The 19089-nt window shown below is 33.5% G+C and carries 12 protein-coding genes and 2 pseudogenes; 11 read left to right on the top strand and 3 right to left on the bottom strand.

Annotation, left to right across the window (positions count from 1 at the left end; translation table 11 throughout):
* Positions 1 to 922 precede the first annotated feature (922 nt).
* From ACP6PK_RS15030 to ACP6PK_RS14995, 8 genes and pseudogenes are all read left to right on the top strand, one after another.
* Complete coding sequence (locus ACP6PK_RS15030; protein ID WP_426560416.1) at positions 923 to 2020, top strand: ATP-binding protein; 1098 nt, start codon at positions 923 to 925, stop codon at positions 2018 to 2020.
* A gap of 649 nt (positions 2021 to 2669) precedes the next feature.
* The gene (locus tag ACP6PK_RS15025) at positions 2670 to 5114 is read left to right on the top strand and encodes an ATP-dependent helicase (protein WP_426560414.1); all 2445 of its coding nucleotides are present in this window, start codon (positions 2670 to 2672) and stop codon (positions 5112 to 5114) included.
* A 1042-nt stretch (positions 5115 to 6156) separates the two neighbouring features.
* A complete protein-coding gene (locus ACP6PK_RS15020) occupies positions 6157 to 6369 on the top strand; it encodes a hypothetical protein (protein WP_426560412.1) in 213 nt (70 codons plus the stop codon).
* Positions 6370 to 6671: 302 nt separating this feature from the next.
* Positions 6672 to 6896: pseudogene (locus ACP6PK_RS15015) on the top strand (aspartyl protease); the annotation flags it as partial.
* A gap of 705 nt (positions 6897 to 7601) precedes the next feature.
* Positions 7602 to 7988 (top strand): annotated as a pseudogene (locus tag ACP6PK_RS15010) (RNA-directed DNA polymerase); the annotation flags it as partial.
* Positions 7989 to 8003: 15 nt separating this feature from the next.
* Entirely contained in the window at positions 8004 to 8207 is a 204-nt protein-coding gene (locus ACP6PK_RS15005; protein ID WP_246844448.1) for a hypothetical protein, read from the top strand.
* A gap of 117 nt (positions 8208 to 8324) precedes the next feature.
* A complete protein-coding gene (locus ACP6PK_RS15000; RefSeq protein WP_094675999.1) occupies positions 8325 to 8558 on the top strand; it encodes a four helix bundle protein in 234 nt (77 codons plus the stop codon).
* Positions 8559 to 10763: 2205 nt separating this feature from the next.
* Positions 10764 to 11198 carry a hypothetical protein gene (locus tag ACP6PK_RS14995; protein ID WP_426560410.1) on the top strand — a complete coding sequence of 145 codons (435 nt, stop codon included), beginning with the start codon at positions 10764 to 10766 and terminating at the stop codon, positions 11196 to 11198.
* Positions 11199 to 11913: 715 nt separating this feature from the next.
* Here ACP6PK_RS14995 and ACP6PK_RS14990 read toward each other — a convergent pair.
* A complete protein-coding gene (locus ACP6PK_RS14990) occupies positions 11914 to 12108 on the bottom strand; it encodes a hypothetical protein (RefSeq protein WP_426560408.1) in 195 nt (64 codons plus the stop codon).
* Between the two features lie 125 nt (positions 12109 to 12233).
* Positions 12234 to 13811: an NAD(P)H-quinone oxidoreductase subunit N gene (locus ACP6PK_RS14985; RefSeq protein WP_426560429.1), complete on the bottom strand. Its 1578-nt coding sequence runs from the start codon at positions 13809 to 13811 to the stop codon at positions 12234 to 12236.
* A gap of 2017 nt (positions 13812 to 15828) precedes the next feature.
* Here ACP6PK_RS14985 and pirA point away from each other — a divergent pair.
* Entirely contained in the window at positions 15829 to 15993 is a 165-nt protein-coding gene (gene pirA / locus ACP6PK_RS14980) for an arginine synthesis PII-interacting regulator PirA (RefSeq protein WP_426560406.1), read from the top strand.
* A 173-nt stretch (positions 15994 to 16166) separates the two neighbouring features.
* Positions 16167 to 17009, top strand: a complete 843-nt coding sequence (locus tag ACP6PK_RS14975; RefSeq protein WP_426560404.1) for a sulfotransferase family protein — start codon at positions 16167 to 16169, stop codon at positions 17007 to 17009.
* 420 nt (positions 17010 to 17429) lie between these two features.
* Here ACP6PK_RS14975 and rpiA read toward each other — a convergent pair whose 3' ends face one another.
* Positions 17430 to 18143 carry a ribose-5-phosphate isomerase RpiA gene (rpiA, locus tag ACP6PK_RS14970; protein ID WP_426560402.1) on the bottom strand — a complete coding sequence of 238 codons (714 nt, stop codon included), beginning with the start codon at positions 18141 to 18143 and terminating at the stop codon, positions 17430 to 17432.
* Positions 18144 to 18222: 79 nt separating this feature from the next.
* On the opposite strand from rpiA, the gene ACP6PK_RS14965 reads away from it, so the two are divergent.
* Positions 18223 to 19089: tetratricopeptide repeat protein (locus ACP6PK_RS14965; protein ID WP_426560400.1), on the top strand; the 867-nt coding region annotated here is incomplete at its 3' end.

The following is a 19089-nucleotide window of genomic DNA, read 5'->3' as shown; positions in this document are numbered from 1 at the left end:
AAATTTTCGGTTTTGGACATCAGTGTAATCCATACACTACACTAGAATTTAGAGACTGTTTGTAAGATTAAGTTTAAGATACTGTTGAGCAACTAAATATAAAAGCTGGAATAGTTCCGGGGATTTAAATCTGGCGCTTGGATACATTATCAGTATTCATACTCCTAAAGTTATGGTGAAAATAGTTGTGTTTTTAAGCCACCTCCCTTTTCCCTATTTCATTTTTTTATATTTCCTTAAGAATGCTAAGTAATTTGTAAAACTTCCAAAGTCAAAGTATAGATCAAAAATCTGAACCTCTTACCTTTATTCCGCGTTCGCACTTAATTTATGCCCTAATGATTATATCCAGATATTATATAAATACAAACAATAGGAACTTCTATATACTAAGTGCAGAATATATGAGGATATAATATAGCAATCCTATTTTAATTGTAATATTTTTGTGGTAGGAGTAGGAAGTCATAATTTTCAAGGTTTTTCCTCAATCTTAACTATGATAAAAATTCTCACAAATCATTTAGGATTGCTATAGGAATTAAAAAAAAAGAATGTTACGAAAATAAGGATGATTGAAAGACTTTATCTGAGATGTCCTTTTGACTAAACAGGGAATATAAATAGTAATAAATAGTATTTAAGCTATTCATTCTGACTCCTGACTCATGAGTCTCAAAAACAGCCTAACTATTTGTAGTAAACATTAATCAAATTGGTATAATCTCTGTTCTGTAGTTAAATATTAATAATTTTCCAGAGTTTGATCGATCTTTTTACTAGCTCACTCTTCAATTCCTAGTCTTAAAATTTTGTTTTGTCATAGAACTTACAATTTTTGACACCAGATATTTTTGATGGTAGATTAATGTATCATCACTAATACTACTAAACCTAAAAATAAACTATACCCCACCACCCAATGAAACTAGAAGAACATAAGTTTATTCGCTATTTTGAACCAGAGCAAGCTGCACAAATTTCCCAGATTGCTATTATTAAAAAATTTAGTCCGCAAGAGATTATTTTTGAAGAAGGTGATGATTCAGATGCTTTATTCTTAGTTCTAGAAGGTGAAGTTAAAGTTAGTAAAAAAAGCAGTGAAGGTAATAATTATGTTGTAATTACATCAGTTGAATCAAATGGTTATTTTGGCGAATTAGGGATTATAGATAAACAGCCAAGGAGTGGTAGGGTAGTTGCATTTAAGGAAACAACTGTAGCGAAAATTTACTATGACTCTATAATAGATATATTAGCCAATACAAAAGGGGATGTTGTTTTAAAAATATTAAGTATTTTATCTCAAAGACTGCGCACCGTGACGACTGAATACGTCAATCAATTAGCTTATAAAGAAAAAATGGCTTTGATTGGAGAGATGGTTAACACTATTATTCATGATTTTAGAAGCCCTTTTACTGGCATTCAATTATCAAGTTCGATGTTAAAAGAACTTCATCCAGATCAGGAAAGTCAAGAGTGGTGTGATTTAATTTCTATGCAAGTTCAGAGGATGTTAAATATGGCGGAAGAAGTGCTTGCTTTTTCTCAGGGAAATACAAAATTATTCTCTCAGCAAGTTGACATAGCCAAGCTATTACAAAACTTTAAAAAATTAAACCAAGTTTATATTGACTCTACTTTTGTAGAATTGACAGTTTCTGTTGAAGAGGGTTTGATCATAAATGCTGATGAAAACAAAATTAACCGTGTCCTACAAAATTTATTAGCTAATGCTGTAGAAGCTCTCAATCAATATGAAGGTAAGATAGAAATTAAAGCTAAGAGAAAAGATAAATGGGTTGAAATTATATTTTCGGATAATGGAGCTGGTATTCCTGAAGAAATTCAGAATAATTTATTTGAAGCTTTTGTAAGTTATGGAAAACAGGGTGGCATAGGGTTAGGTACTGCTATTGTGAAAACAATTGTTGATGCTCATGGTGGAGATATTTTTTTTGAATCAACTCCAGCGAAAGGCACTACTTTTTACCTTCATTTTCCCCTAGTTGTTTAAGGAAGAAGAAAGAAGGAAGAAGGAAGAAGGAAATATATGAGCTTATAGATTAATACATTTCAATTAAATAGGACTGCCTGAATCAATCTAAAAGCATTGATAAATAAAGGGACTTACCTTTTTTGGGTAGAAAAAAAATGCGTTTGTTTCAGCCGAAAACGCTCAAAAAATTACTATTTTAGGCTAGCTATGGCAGAAAAATCAAGGAATAATTATTCCTCCTACTTTATCTATCTTCCCACACTACCTAAACTTCCCAGACTCCCTCCCCCTAGACTCTGCTTTTTTGAGCAAACCCTAAATATTTTTTTGGCAGTTCTGAAAAATGAATAATTCTTTCTAAGCTTAAATAAGCTGACTTTGACAATAACTTTTAATTTTATCAATTTTTTAATTGCTTTTAGCGAAAAATTAAAGATATAAAGCTTCTCCTTTATAAGGAGAAAAAAAGTGCTAGGATATTTCCTTATATTCAATTTTCTCACGGTTTTAACCAGAGGTAATTATCAATTATCTATTATAAATTAATAAACTCCTCCTCTGATAAAAAGTTGACCGCTAATAGTTGATGCTGAATGCTTATTTGTGAATAAATAAACATTAATATTTATTGGTAAATCTTGACTTTTAACTTGCGATTTAAAATAAGGTGACTGACGATTTTGACGATAATTTTACACTTCCATCTACTGATATTAAAACTAATTCTAAAGATACAAAAAATGGTTTATCTATAGCCGCTTTAAGAGAACAAACAATTCAAAAAATTTGTTTTAATTTGCGACCAGGGCAACAACAAATGGCTGACTGGGAAGGGGGACCTTTGGCAGTATCGGCAGTTCCTGGAGCAGGAAAATCTTATGGGATGGCAACAGCAGCAGCTTTAGCGATCGCTCGTTATAAATTACATAGTCACCATCAACTAATTGTTGTTACTTTTACTCGTTCGGCAGCTACTAATATTAGAGTTAAAATTCGCCAATTTTTAAGGGAATTATCTTTACCTGAAGGTAGTTTTGTTGTTCATACTTTGCACGGTTTGGCTTTAAGTATTGCTCTGCGTCATCCTGAATTATCTGGGTTAGATTTAGAAAATTATAATTTGGTTTTGCCTACTCCTAGTAATAAGATAACTCGCAGTTGTGTAGAAAGTTGGATTGCTAATAACCCAAGACTTTATAAACTTTTAATTGAAGGAAGTCAGTTTGATGGAGAGGAAACGGAACGTTTAAGAAGGCAGTCTGTTTTACGGACTGAAGTATTACCTCAATTAGCTTGGAAAGCAATTCAACAAGCAAAAAGTTCTGGTATTAAACCTGAATATTTATGGCAGCTACGAGAACAAAATAATGATAATTATCAAGTTTTGACTATTGCTGCTAGTTTATATCAAATATATCAGGAAATATTGAAGGAACGTCAATTAATTGATTACGATGAAATGATTTTGGCAGCTTTACGAGTATTGGAAAATGAAGGTACTAGAAAAATGTGGCAAAAGCAAGTATTTGCTGTGTTTGAAGATGAAGCTCAAGATTCTACTCCTTTGCAAACTAAGTTATTAGAAATTCTGGCTACTTCTAGGGAAAGTAATGATAGTAATTTAGATTTTAATTCTATTGAGCAGGAAGAAAAATTATCAAAATTAAGTCATCTAAATTTGATGCGGGTGGGAGACCCAAATCAAGCAATTAATTCTACGTTTACTCCAGCAGATCCAATAGATTTTCGGCGATTTTGTCAAGACTGTGAAGAGTTAGAAAAATTGGCAGTTATGCAGCAAGCAGGTCGTAGTTGTCAGATAATTATTGATGCAGCTAATTTTGTGTTGAAGTGGGTAAATAATTCAAAGTTAGCAGGAAAGGAAAAACCGTTTCGAGACCAAAATATTCATCCTGTAAAAGTTAAAGAATCAGGAAATAATAATAATCCTCTAGCTACTGGTGGTGGTTTAGAAATATATGAACCTAGAGATATTTATCAAACCCTTGAATTGATGGGTAAACGGATAATTAATTTGTTTGAAGAAAATCCAGAAGGTAAATTTGCTGTATTAGTAAGGGAAAATAAACAAGGTCAATTTATTGCAGATACTTTTAGTAATCCTGGAAAGTATGGAGTTGAACTTGATTTAGGAAAATATGGTATTAAAATACATGACGTTTCTCAAGGGGCGCGTCATTCTCAAATTCCGGCAGAAATATTAGCTTTAATACAATTTATTGACCGCCCTCATTCTCCAGATTATTTAAAATCTGCTTTAAAAGTTTTAGGCGATCGCCGTTTAATTCCGCAGGAAGATTATAATAGTTTTGCCTCTCAATTAGAGCAATTTCTTTACCCTGGTCCTCTCGATCCATATCAATCAGAAAAGGTGCGTAAATGTCGTGATTTTTGTCGTAGTTTGCTCAGAGCAAAATCTGAATTACCTTTATATCAATTAATTTCTTTTTTGGCTTTGGCTTTAAATTATGAACAGTCAGATTTGGCAACTGCTGATAAGTTGGCAGAAAGAGTTGCTAAACAAATTGCTGGTAATAGTTCGATGAATTCTATGTTGGAAGTGTTAAGTGAAATTGTAAATTCTGAGAGATTTGAATCTGTGGAAGTGGAGGAAAATGCAGAGGAATATTATACTCGTCCTCAGCAACTTACTATTATTACGATGCACAAGTCTAAGGGGTTAGATTGGGATTTTGTCTTTTTACCTTTTTTGCATGAAAATATAATTCCTGGTAATTTACGAGTTTTACCCCAGGCTAATTTTTTGGGAGATTTTGACTTAGCTGAAGTTGCAAGGGCGCAAATTCGGGCGAGTTTACAAGGGGAAGATTTACCAGATATTTCTACAGCTTGGGAACAAGCAGGATATTTAAAAATGGCTGAAGAATTTCGGTTATTATATGTGGCAATGACTAGGGCAAAAAAGTTATTGTGGATGTCTGCTGCAAAGTTAGCTCCTTTTACTTGGAATAAACCAGAAAATTTACAAGCGCAAAAACCAAGTCCTGTTTTGTCTGCTTTAAGGGATGAGTTTCTTAGGGGGAAAGAAGAAGGAAGAAAGAAGAAGGAAGAAGAAGGAGGGAAAAAGTAAGAAAGAAGTAGTTGTAGTAGCGTGACACAGCTAAAACTGTGCAATAGATTTTAACTTGAAAATTCTTACTTTTGAATGCATGACTTTTGACTTTTGAATTCAATCTAATGCACCATTTTAGATGAAACAGTCTGGTAGGGTTTGTTACGCGCTAGCCGTAACGCACCATAATTAATTCAAAAATAATATAAAAAGAGGAAATAATTGATTTTATTTTTTATTATTGGAGATGTTTTTCAACTTTATCCTATTCTTTAATAAGGAGGAAGTAAGCTCACACGGATTATGGCACGGATGTACGGATTAAGATGTACGGATTAAGTTGTTAGTTAAAGTAGTTAAAGTAGGTTGGGTTGAGGAACGAAACCCAACATTATCTATATATATAGGTATAAGCTTTTGACTACATAGATGAAATTTTTGACCGAAAAATTTTGGTTAATAGCCTCCTCTTTTAAGGGGATAAAAAAGCGGTCGTTTGCGGAGCATTCCGTAGGAAAGCGTCCCGGAGGGAAGGGTCTCCCGAAGAGTGCAGAGGAGCTGCCTCTTGCAGAGGAGCTTCGCTAACGCTAACGCTAACGCTTTATATGTCGCGCAGCGAAACGCCATATCCAATCGACCAAGAGAAGAATATTCCGTATTTCAAGCCTCCTGGTTTCCGTTTGTCATGCTGCGCAAACAGCAGGAGGTACTGTTTCGCTCCGCGACATGTTTGCGGAGCATTCCCTATACGAAAAAACGCAGTTACGACCATAGGAGACTAACTGATAACTGAAATGACATTGGGTCAACCTCAACAATGAAACCCAACATTAGCCATCTATATATATAGCAATGTGCGCTGGCACGCTTTACAAATTGCAGGAGGTGTCCAAGCTGCTCAAAGCTTTATATTATCGGCAATTTATTCTCACTATTGCTTGTTTTATGTTCCCTGTTCCCGGAGCGCTATATTATAGATATAAACTTCTTACCCCTATATACCACAAAACAGCTAATTTATCAAACTGCTATAACAGGAAGGGAGAAAAATTAGTCTTTCATGGCAGAAAAAATCAACAAAATTTCCTCTGAAAACAACGATAGAATAAGCATTTCCAGCCTCAAAATTCAATTAAGCAATAACCATCCTTTGGATTTTTCCTTCTTTCAGAATACCACACAACTGAACCAAAAAGCTGAAAATGTTGAAAACTCGTTAGCCAGATCGGGCAAAATTTTCCCTGATTTGTCATCAAAACCTGACAATATTTAAAACTTTTAAACCAAAAACCACAAACCTATAATAAAAACTTAGGCTGACAAAGTACGTTCTATTTTTCTTAAGGATGGTTTGGTAGATAAGGGAGTTACAACTTTCTTTTTAGCAACAGAAGCGATCGCTCAATTAGGATTAGAAATTCTCAAAGAAGTAGATTTCATTAATTGATAATGAATAATGGATAATTACCTCTGGTTAAAACCATCAGATTGAAGATAAGGAAATATCCTAGCACTTTTTTTCTCCTTAAAAGGAGAGGCAATAAAGCCGAATTGATTAATTATCAATTATCCATTGTAATGACTGCTAATGGTATTAGTAAAGCACGCATTTTTCAAGATACTAAAATTTCTCTACTTGGAAGGGAAGAAACTTTTGAATGTTTAGAATTTTCTGGAGGTAACGACTCTTTATTAGGAGTATTGCCACTAGAAGCTTTAGGTATTGAAATCGATATACAAAATCAAAATTTCAAGGTTTTACCTACTAGCTATAATCAAACTTATCTCACAATTGTGTAGGGTGTTTTAGGTGCTAGTCGTAACACACCATGATTAATTTAAAAATCGTGTAAAAAATTGATTATAAAAAACCATGATTAATTCAAAAATTATATAAAAATTTGATTATTAAGTAATCTTTGGTGTGAGTTAGGCTTCCCTCAAAATTGATGGGTTAAACCTTCTTAAAAAATGGTGCGTTACGCTCCGCTAACACACCCTACTAGACTGTTTCATCTTAAATGTTGCAATAGATTGTTCTTGGGTTGAGTAACGTTTGCGGAGCATTTCCAACGGAAAAACCCAACAACAATCTTTCTCCCCTCCGACCCTCCGACCCTACTCCCTAATGCACTATTTTAGTTGAAACAGTCCACTACATTAATTAATGTAAGCTATAGTAAGAAATGATGGTTAAAATATATCCTTTGCAATAACATATAATGTAGGTTGGGTTGTTTAGGTTAACGTTGCGCAGCATGGAACGTTTGGGGAGCATTTCCAACGGAAAAACCAAACATTTAGAAACTAAAAAAATTGATAACTGATAACTGAAACGACCAGAGAAAAAATTACATATAACTATCAGGAGGAAAAAAATTATGGCTTTACATTACCCATAAAGCCTTGCGTCGCTTCACCAAATTTTCCCTTTCTAGTCGTTACGTTTTACAGTGCGATATAGTTAAATATTTCCCTAGCATCGACCATCAAATTCTCAAATAAATTATTCGTCGCAAAATAAAATGTCAAGACACCCTCTGGTTAATCGACAAAATTATTGATGGAAGTAACCAACAAATCCCAGTATTAACGAATTTTCCCGGAGACGAACTACTCACTTCAGCAAACCGGATAAAAGGTTTACCTCTCGGAAACTTAACCAGTCAATTTTTTGCCAACTTATATCTAAATAACTTCGACCATTTCATCAAAGAAAAACTAAAAGTAAAAAAATATATACGCTACGTCGATGACTTTGCCTTATTCTCAGACGACAAAGAATTTTTAGTCATTGCCAGACAAAAAATCGAAGCATACCTAGCCAACCTCCGTCTCAAAATTCATCCCATTAAAAGTCAATTATTTCAAACAAAAACAGGAACGAACTTTGTCGGTTTTCGAGTATTGCCAGACCGCATTAGAATACGTTCCGAAAATTTAAGAATAGCTAGAAAAAGACTAAGACAATTACAGAAAGACTACCGACTAGGAAAAATAGAATCTACCCAAATCCAAAAATCTCTACAAAGTTGGTTTGCTCATTTAGACCACGGCAGTACCTGGCATTTAAAACAGAAAATATTAACTTCTCTCAATATGGGAAAATAATTATGGGATTGACAAACCAAAGCTCCGTGGCGGTAGCTTTTCAGTTATCAGTTATTAGTTATCAGCTTTTTCAGTGAACAGTTATCAGTTATCAGTTATCAGCTTTTTCTGGAGTTTATGGATATAAACAAAAGTATTGTCTATCAAAAAGCTTATCAATTTGCCATTAGAGTAGTCAAAGCTTATAAATACTTGACAGAAGAAAAAAAGGAATATGTATTATCTAAACAACTCCTAAGAAGTGGAACATCTATTGGAGCCAATATAGCAGAAGCAAATGGAGGAATATCTCAAGCTGACTTTAGGGCAAAAATGTCTATAGCTTATAAAGAAGCCCAAGAAACAAAATAACTGAAAAAACTGATAACTAATAACTAAAAAGGCTGATAACTGATAACTGACAACTGATAACTGAAAAGATGCAGATGAGATTGCTAAAATCTTATTTTCCATCATCAAAAAAACTGAAAAAACTGATAACTGAAGAAGCTGATAACTGAAAATGCACCCCGAGAAAAAGTCGGAATTTCCTTTTCCATCCCACCTCCCTGAACTACTGACAATTTTCATCCGGTAAAGCACCCCGAGAAAAAGTCGGAATTTCCTCTTCCATCCCACCCCCCTTGACTACTGAAAATTTTCATTCTCGTATATCTCTCCCCAGAAAAAGTAGCGATCGCCTCTTTCATTCCACCCCCCTTGACTACTGAAAATCTTTATTCTCTGAAGCACCTATAGAAAAAGTGGCGATCGCCTCTTCCATCCCACCTCCCTTGACTACTGAAAATCTTTATTCTCTGAAGCACCCAAGAAAATGTCGAAATTTCCTTTTCCATACAACTTTCCTGAACTACTGACAATTTTCATTCTGTGAAGCACTCAAAAAAATCGCGCCTAAAAGAGAATTAGGGTTGCATCCTCAAACCAACTGTGGTAGAATCAAATCATTAGGCGCTGTTCGCACCTACTATAGACTAATTATTCAACATAATAAATCTAAATTCAAAAAAAAATCAGCTTTTATATCATAAAATGAATACTTTGTCAAAACAGCAAAAAACGGGCAGAGAAAAAAAAGTCATTTTGAGCAAAGACAATTTAAAGAAATATCGCCCAAAACAACGACAGAATAGGAATTAACGGCTATAAAAATCAATTAAGATATAAAATAGCCAAAGAATATCATAAGTATAGGATATCACAAAAGCGAAAAAAGCGCTAAAAATCTTGAAATCTCGTTAACCAACCTCAAAAAATTTCCCTATTTAACAGTCGCGCCAAAATGGTAAAGTTTAAAATATTAAAACCAAAATCAGAAAATTATAACTTTATCTAATTTTCAAAGCATCCAAAAAAGCGCTCACACGGATTATGCCACGGATATACGGATTATTTCTCCTTACCACAAAATAGCTAATTTATCAAACTGCCATAACAGGAAGGGGAAAAAATTAGTCATTCATGGCAGAAAAAATCAACAAAATTTCTTCTCAAAACAACGATATAATCAGGATTTCCAGGGTCAAAATTTAATTAAGCAATAACAGCCCTTTGGATTGTTAAGTCTTTCAGACTACCACACAACCGAACCAAAAAGCTGAAAATATTGAAACCTCGTTAAGCAAATCCGACAAAATTTCCTCTAATTTGTTATCAACCCCTGACAATATTTAAAATTTTCAAACTAAACAGCCACAACCTATAACCAAAACTTAGAGATATAAGGATCGCCTCTCAGACAACCATCAAAATTAAGCATTCCCTGAAGCACTCCCCAAAAAAACGGCACGTCGAAAAAAGCGATCGCTTCCCAGACAACTAGGACAGTGCGTTATAGTGCAATGTAATATCTAACAGTTAAACCGTAGTTTGTACTAAGCGCAATTTCCCACCTTACTAAACTGACTTTGAGCTTTATTAATAAAAGTTAAAATTTATTTTTTTAGGGGTAAATATCAAAATCTCGCCTAGCTTAATTTCACAAAAAATAGGCAATTATCTCAATAATACATCTAAAAAGATCGGCTTCAACATAATACTAAATAAAATATTATAAATTGATGGTCTCTCCGATAGAAAGTAGTATAATTAAGTCAAGGCTATATTAAATTTAAAGATAAAACTCTCTCTTCAAAATTAGGTTGACAAAATAGATAATATGTGCAAAAATCCGTTCAACTATCAAGATGAAGGGGATCTACGAATTATTCATTAGATAAGCTCTTTTACTGAGTTAAATTAATTTTCTTTCCGGATTAAGAGGTGTAATAAGAAGTAGAAGTAGAAGTAGTTATAGTTAGCTAAGAAAACTAATCTAAGTATTAATCACTAAGTATTAATTACTATCAACTCAATAAATAGGTTTTTTCTCATTGAAAGTTATCCCATCATCAACCAATGATTTTTAGAGTGATTTTAATCACATTAAAATCCTATAAGGGGTCACATACTTTATAGGAAAAATAGAACACTATAAGAATAGGTCAGGGAAGTTAAAGAAAAGGATAACTTCTCTCTGGATAAAAACAATTAACTCTAATTTATTTTTGAAAGATTATGTACAGTCCTCTAATTAAAAAAGTTATAGCTAAAGCTTGTAATGTTAGTCTTGATGAATGTGTAGAAGTTCAGAGATTAAAACTCGAAGTTCAAAGATTAGCCCAGGAAAATCAAGAACTAACAGCACAAGCACAAAAATATCAACAAGAAAATCAAGAACTACAAAATAAACTAAGTCAACTAAGAATGCAGTTAGCTACTCTTTCAGAAGACTCTGCTCCTCTAACTTCTCCTTTATCTGCTAATTTAATATCTCCAAAAGAATCATCAACGACAGTAGTTTTAGTTAATTCTCCCAGCGACCAACTAGAAGCAGATGAAGGTAAACCTGTAGAATTACTCAATCAATTACCTAATGGTATGTGGCATATTAAAGTTAATTCAGGACTTCAAGTTATTGTTAAACCAGAAGCTCTCAAAGTTTTAGCATAATATTTCTCGCATTTCGATTAATTGACATAATTATTGATCGACTTTCAGTGAGTAGAAATTAATGTGGTTATTCTCAGGATAATTCTATACTTCAGCAACTCAATTTTGAAATTTATATCCCATCCCTATTTATGGGCAAATAATTGAAAAAATGGGATGGAGAATTAGGGGGAAAACTCCGAGATTATCCGTACTAAGCACCAGTTTTTTCATAAAAGAGAATTAAACAAGGTTTACCGAATGCTACCCGATTTGATCTTAATACCTAATTATTTTCATCAATTAAAAAAGGTGTAAGTATTCATATCTTAGCAGTCAGCTATCAGCTTTTGTTTGAATGAATAATTCCTTCTCAGTAAATTAGGAGCGTACTTTGACAGTAACTGTCTTATCTATCTTAATTTTTTAATTGCTTTTACCGAATTATTAATTATTAATAATTAAATAATTCGCGCCTTGAAGCGGACCCTTGGATAGGGGAAAAAAGTGCTCTTGAATTTCCTGATGTTCAATTCCGTAAAGGTTTTAACCAGAGGTAATTATCAATTATCCATTATCAATTATCAATTAATGAATTCCTCCTCTCATCAATAGCTGATAGCTAATAGCTGATAGCTGAATGCTTACTAACAAAAAGGTATATAAAAAATGCTCGACTTAATTTATTTAGCCGAACATTTTTCATTTTTAACTTACTGAGCTAAAACAACTAAAACTAATTCTTTGAAGATAAAGTAAAATCTAGTTGACTTGCCACTGAATTAGTTTCAACAGTTTGAACTAAAGCCGAATGTAACATGGGAGTTTTAGCAATAGAATTATTAGCTAAAGTAAACAAAGGATTAGATAAAATTCCAGCTAAAGAAGTTGCCAAAACTGACACAATTAATCCTACTTGTAAAGGACGCATACCAGGAAGGTTCCAACGAATAGGAGGTTTTCAAACCAATAAAAAAAGTATATAAAAAATGCTCGACTTAATTTATTTAGCCGAACATTTTTCATTTTTAACTTACTGAGCTAAAACAACTAAAACTAATTCTTTGAAGATAAAGTAAAATCTAGTTGACTTGCCACTGAATTAGTTTCAACAGTTTGAACTAAAGCCGAATGTAACATGGGAGTTTTAGCAATAGAATTATTAGCTAAAGTAAACAAAGGATTAGATAAAATTCCAGCTAAAGAAGTTGCCAAAACTGACACAATTAATCCTACTTGTAAAGGACGCATACCAGGAAGGTTCCAACGAATAGGAGGATAATTTTTGATAACATCCGACATCTCTTGCGGTTCTTTTACTACCATCATTTTGACTACACGAATGTAATAGTAAATAGAAGCAACACTGGTAATTAATCCTAACAAAACTAACCAATATAATCCAGCTTGCCAACCTGCCCAAAACAGATAAATTTTACCAAAGAAACCTGCAAGTGGGGGTATACCACCTAAAGATAATAAACAAAGACTTAATCCCAATGTTAAAAGTGGGTCTTTTTGGTATAAACCTGCATATTCGCTAATTTGGTCTGTACCTGTACGGAGAGAAAATAGAATTACACAGGTAAAACCACCCAAGTTCATAAACAAATAAACTAGCAGATAAAATATCATGCTAGCGTAACCAGCTTCAGTATTGGCCAAAAGACCAATCATGACAAAACCAGCTTGTCCAATAGATGAGTAAGCAAGTAGACGTTTCATGCTGGTTTGGGCAAGAGCAACAACATTACCCAATACCATACTCAGAACAGCTAAGGCCGTAAATACAAAATGCCACTGTTCCGAAACTAATGGGAAAGCTGTTACTAAAAGACGAATAGCTAGAGCAAAACCCGCAGCTTTGGAACCTACTGAAAGAAAGGCTACAACTGGAGTCGGAGAACCTTCGTAAACATCTGGAGTCCATTGGTGAAAAGGAACAGCAGAAATTTTGAAAGAAATACCCGCAATAGCAAATACTAAGGCAATAACTAATCCTAGGGAAATACCACCACTAGAACCATTAGCAAGACTAGAGGCGATCGCTGTTAACCTAGTTTCTCCACCGGACAAACCATAAAGTAAGGAAATGCCATAGAGAAAAACGGCGGAACTAGCAGCTCCAATAAGTAGATATTTTAATGCTGCTTCGTTGGAACGAGGGTCACGTTTTGTATAACCTGTTAATAAATAAGAGGAGATACTCAGAGTTTCCAGAGAGACAAAAATCATTACTAACTCATCTGCTCCAGAAAGGAACATTGCCCCCAAAGTAGCAGTGAGTAGAAGACAAATAAATTCTCCCAGTGGAGTACCAGTTTGTTCTATATATGCCACCGACATTAATATAGTGACAATAGTACATAGAGCAATAATACCTCTAAATATAACACTAAGGGAGTCAGCATTAAAGCCTCCCAAAAAACCGATGGTATTGGTACTGTCCCATTGAGTATATAAGGCCACAATTGCTCCAGAGAGACCAAGAATGGCAGCATAAGGAGTCCACTTAGTAGAACTACGCCCCACTATGAGGTCTCCGACGAGAACTATCAGTAGGGTAATAACAACTATTCCTTCTGGAAGAATAGTGCCTGCATTAAGTTGGGCTGCAATGGTAGAGAAATCTATCATTTTAGATAATTTGAAATTTTCGTGTAATTAAGAATTTTGGCTAATTCATAATCCTTTACAGTAGAGGATTGTAGCGTGTATCTAGAGATTTTTTGGTTTTTTATTAGGTAATCATTATTAATCAGTCTCTGGCCAATTTTATTTTCAGGGGAAAAGCTGTTGAATCTGGTGTGGAGTTTCTCTTCACCAAGTCAGAAGTGATAAATCAGTAGGGGTGATTCGCGAATCACCCCTACAGAAGTTAAATTCTTACTCTGTTATTTTAATCAAACTAGAAAAAATATTTAACTGATAACTAATTACTGATTAAAAGGCGAGGTTGAGCAAGCCAATTATTTTGATAATTTTTTTTTACTGGAAAATAAATAACTTCTATACCATCAATTTCTAGCACATATTCTCTACCAAAGGAAGATTTACTATCTACTAAAGTTCAAACAACAATTTCTTCAGAATATCCACCAAAAATAACTTCAATAGCATCAACTTATAGCACATCTCCTCCTCCAAAATTTATTACAGAACCATCACCTTTCCAGATACCAAAAACTCCACTGTATGATGATAAATCAAGTTATAGTTATCCAACTTTCAGTTACCCAAGATCATATTCTAGAAAAACTCTATCTGAAAGAAATAATTTCTGGATATGGGTAATTATATTAACTATTATTTGCTTCTGGAGAGTACAAAGTTCTTCTAAAAAACGATTTACTTATCTGACTGAAAAAATTACTGGTAAAGGGTTACAGCATATATAGCTGTGAATAGAGAGTTTCTAACCAAGAGATCGCTGATAGCCATGGCTAGCCATGGCTATTATAAGAACTTTGTACTGTCTAGATTTGCTTTATTACTGGCTTTATTGCCTTAAGTATTTGGGGAATGGATGAAAAAAATTACACCTGAGCTGAAAAAAAAGATTAATTAAAGCAGTGATTATGATTTTAAGATTACTCAAAATGAAGGTGTCATAATAGTTAAGATTCATCCTGGGCATCTAGGGAATAAAGCCTGACTTAAAGAGGGAGATATTATTCATAAAATTGATAATAAACTAATCAAAAATGTGACATAAGTGCAGCAAAAAGTTAAATCAAGCAAAATTGGGAAAAGTATTAAGTTTGAAGTTATCCGTAATGGTAAAAAAGAAAAAATTCAAGCAATTTTATAACCTTATCTTCTACCTGAAAATTAACCATATTTTTTAGTAAAATACTCCTCATTTTCCTATGTGTCTAGATAGGGCTTGCCGATTCAATATAAAAGTATTGAAAGATAAAAGTTTTAGCCTTTTTAGGTCTTGAAAAGGGACCTCGTTTTCAGCTCTTCATGCTCAAAAAGTTAGCATTTCTGGCGCATAGTTGGGCAAAAAAATTCCTCCCGTAGGGACGTTGCATACAACTTCCCTACCTACTCCCCCACTGCTTAAAAAAGATTTTTTTCCGCAAACCCTAGATAATCTTATTTTAGTTTAAGAAATTGGTGTAATAATCCCGCCACATGAAAAGGTCGGAATAGATATTCTTACCCATCATACCCTTTCTCTGTTGCACAAAATACACAACTTTTGTATTTCAACAGTTTAATAAACGCTATATTTCCTTTACAAATAATCTCTTAATAAAATTTAAACTAATTATTTTCGGTTCAATATAGGTATTTATAAAAATCTCCGATATTTGCTCAACAATATTTCTTAATAAGATAATTTTTATCAACCAATGCCACAATAATAAAAGTACAAATAAAGAATAAAAGCAGATAAAAATGATATAGATAAAGATTATTATAGATTTGGAGTAGTTTCTTAGAGAGATAATTTTTCCACTTACTTTTTGTAGATTTTTATTGATATTTGCTACAAATATAGGAGCTTTAACGTATTTCAATATTATTTGCTGTGTGGCTATTCTCTGATGAAAATTGTTAGTTTTGAACACCTAAACTGGTCGATGTCTGCTAGATATGCTAAATTAAGAATGTAAGCTCTACAATAAAAGAGATAAAAAAAATGTCTATAATGAACAGAAATACACCAAAAAGCCTAGTTAAGTTGAATGAAGTTCATAGAGCTAATATAGAAAAAAGATTGGCTCATCGCCTGGAAGCAGCTAGAGCCAAAGGAAATCACAATTTAGTTAAAATCTTGGAAGAGGAAAGACTATTACTAGAATAAATTATTCCCCTTGAATATCTAATTTAACTAATAGTGATTGTTCCTAATGTTCATTAGTCACATTAAAACCCGGTCTCGTTTTAGAAACCGGGTTTTATATATATCAAGATAGGATGTCCTAGATTCTAGTAGATTAGTACAACAAAGCCGAATTTAATTGTTAACTTTTATATATGTCAACTAATCTCAACAACTTTGCTTTAATTATAGGAGCAGCGAAATCTGGTACTACCAGCCTTTTTGATTACTTATCACAACACCCAGAAATATGTGCTTGCCAACCAAAAAAAGAACCTAATTTTTTTGCAAGTGATAAGAACTGGTCTAAAGGATTTGATTGGTATCAAAGTTTATGGAAGTGGAATGCCAGTTTACATCAAATAGCTCTGGACGGTTCCACTTATTACACGAACTATCCAGACTTGCCCAATGCAGCAGAAAGAATATTGCAGATAAAAGCCAAGTTTAAATTTATTTATATTCTGAGAAATCCAGTAGAACGAATTGAATCACACTACAATTTTGTGAGGAGTTATATCAATAAACCTAACGTAAGTTTTTCCGAAGAACTAGATCATTACATAACGGTATCTAAGTATGCAATGCAATTAGATGAATACGACAAAAGATTTCCTGCTGAAGATATTCTTATCCTCTATTTTGAGGATTTAAAGAGCAAGCCTACAGAGTTAGTTAAGAAGATTTGTGAATTCTTGAATGTCGATGCCTCATATCAATTTCAGGATATAGGAGAAGTAAAAAATAAAACGGTAGTTGACAAGCCATTGCTTAGTGCAATCAAAAGTAATACAAAACTTCATAATTTCATCCGATCAACATTCCCCCGAAATCTGAGAATGTTGGTAACTCGTCCTATGAAATCCACCAAGATAAAACACAAGTTTAAACTTTCTCCAGAACAGCGAGAGTTTGTTTTATCTGAATTAGAGGAAGACCTGAAAAAACTTAAGTCAAAATATGGGGTGGCTATAGAGAAATGGGGTCTAGAAGTTTAAAAATCTGGGGTAATTCAAATTAATTTACAAATTTATATGTTGTTATTTATATTTATTCCTACTTTCTCTGAGGTTAATTTTATTCTTTAATCAGATCACAAATGTAATAAAATAAGCAAGTTCGATAAATTTACATAGAGGCACTTTTTTTATAAATTTTATGATTATTTGGGAATGATTATAAAACTCACATAAATCGGTACATTGCAATTACAGCAGCAATATTTTTCATCTAAAGTCTAATCTAAAGAGTTGGTCTACTTAATTCAAGTAGACCAACAAAAATGCAATTTTTATTATTATCTTTTGCATTATAGGTTTCATACCCTACCATTACTTGTAATTTATAAAATTGCTTGGGGTTATTAAGACACCAAATAACTAGGTCTTGGCTACCCCAACCCCATTTTCTTAACAAAGTTAAGAAATTTCCCTAACTATTGGTTGCCCATCCTGAATTTCTCCTACTAATATTACATCCGCAACCCCTACAAATAAACCATTTTCCAAAACGCCTGGAATATTATTTAAACTTTTTTCTAGCTCCGCAGGATTATCAATAGAATCAAACTTGACATCAATAACCAGATTACCTTCGTCAGTTACTACAGGACCAGCTTTCTTAACTCCCATCCGTAATTCTGGTTGACCACCCAGTTTTTCGATCGCCCGAATCACAGGAGTTATTGCCATAGGTATAACTTCTACTGGCAATAAAAAGGTAGAACCCAACTTATCTACTAATTTAGAACTATCTACTACCACAATAAACTGTTCTGCCAGACAATCCACAATTTTCTCGCGAGTATGAGCTGCTCCACCACCCTTAATGAGATTTTTTTGTGGGTCAACTTCATCGGCACCATCAATGGCAATATCCATGTGGTCAACTTCATCAAGACTGATTAATGGCACACCATATTGTTTAGCTAATACAGTTGACTGGAAGGAGGTAGGGATACCTTTAATGTCTTTGAGTTGACCACTTTGGAGGCGTTCTCCCAAAAACTGAATCATGTAGGCCGCGGTTGACCCAGTACCTATACCAACTATCATTCCAGATTTTACTCGGTCGGCGGCAGCTTTGCCGACTTGTTGTTTCATTAACTTAGTGGGGTCTTGTTCTGTGACCATAGTCTATACTCCTTACCTTAAATCCAATAAAATTACAAGCATTGTCTCACTTTACCGCTATGAGGGAACGGATTCGAAAATGTTAGCTGAAAATTATTTCAACACAGCGAATCAATTGAAAGATTCTGGACAACTTTATACAGCGATGATTGCTTATCAAAAAGCTTTGAGTATTAAACCAGATTATGTTGAAGCTTACAAGAAGTTAGCTGAAGTATACTTGATGCAAGGAAATTTTGATGCAGCTATTTCTGCTTGCCAAGAAGCAGTTAAAATTCAACCGCATTTTGCTTCTGCTTATTTGACTTTAGGGAATATTTTTCAAAGTCAGAATTTATTTGAACAGGCAATTAATACTTATCATCAGGCGTTAAAATTTCAGCCAATTTTTGCAGAAGTTTATGCTAATATTGGCAGTGTTTATTATAAACAGAGGGATTTTAATTTAGCTATTTTAAATTATCAAACAGCTTTAGAGATTAATCCAAAGTTGGCATCTGTGCAGTTGATGTTAGGAAATCTATTTGCTCAGATAGGGGAATTCGATCGGGCAGTTTATTGTTATCAAAAGTTGCTGCAAATTCAACCAGAAGATCCTAAAGCTTATTTCAAGTTGGCAGAGGTATTTGCTCTGTATACAAATCTTGAACCAGCTTTTGATTATTATCAAAAATCTTTATCTATTCAACCAAATTATCGGGAAGCTTTTGCCAAGTTATATAAATTGCTCAAACCTGAAACTACGGAGCAGGAATTGGAGGTATTATTTACTGAATGGCAAAAACTCGCAAGGGAGAATAATCAGAATATAAAGCAATATATTGATTCAGTAATTCAGGAAAAATCTACAAATTTTATAGAAAAGGAAAAATTTACAGGAGAACAAAATAGAGAAGTTATTATTTCTGATGGAGAACATGGAATTAAACCTGCTACTTTTAATTTA

The organism is Dapis hubbardiae BLCC-M172 (assembly GCF_050016015.1).
In the GTDB taxonomy this organism is placed as follows: Bacteria; Cyanobacteriota; Cyanobacteriia; order Cyanobacteriales; family Microcoleaceae; genus Trichodesmium.
Note: the sequence above shows the minus strand (reverse complement) of the source record. Positions and strands in the feature narration are given on the sequence as shown.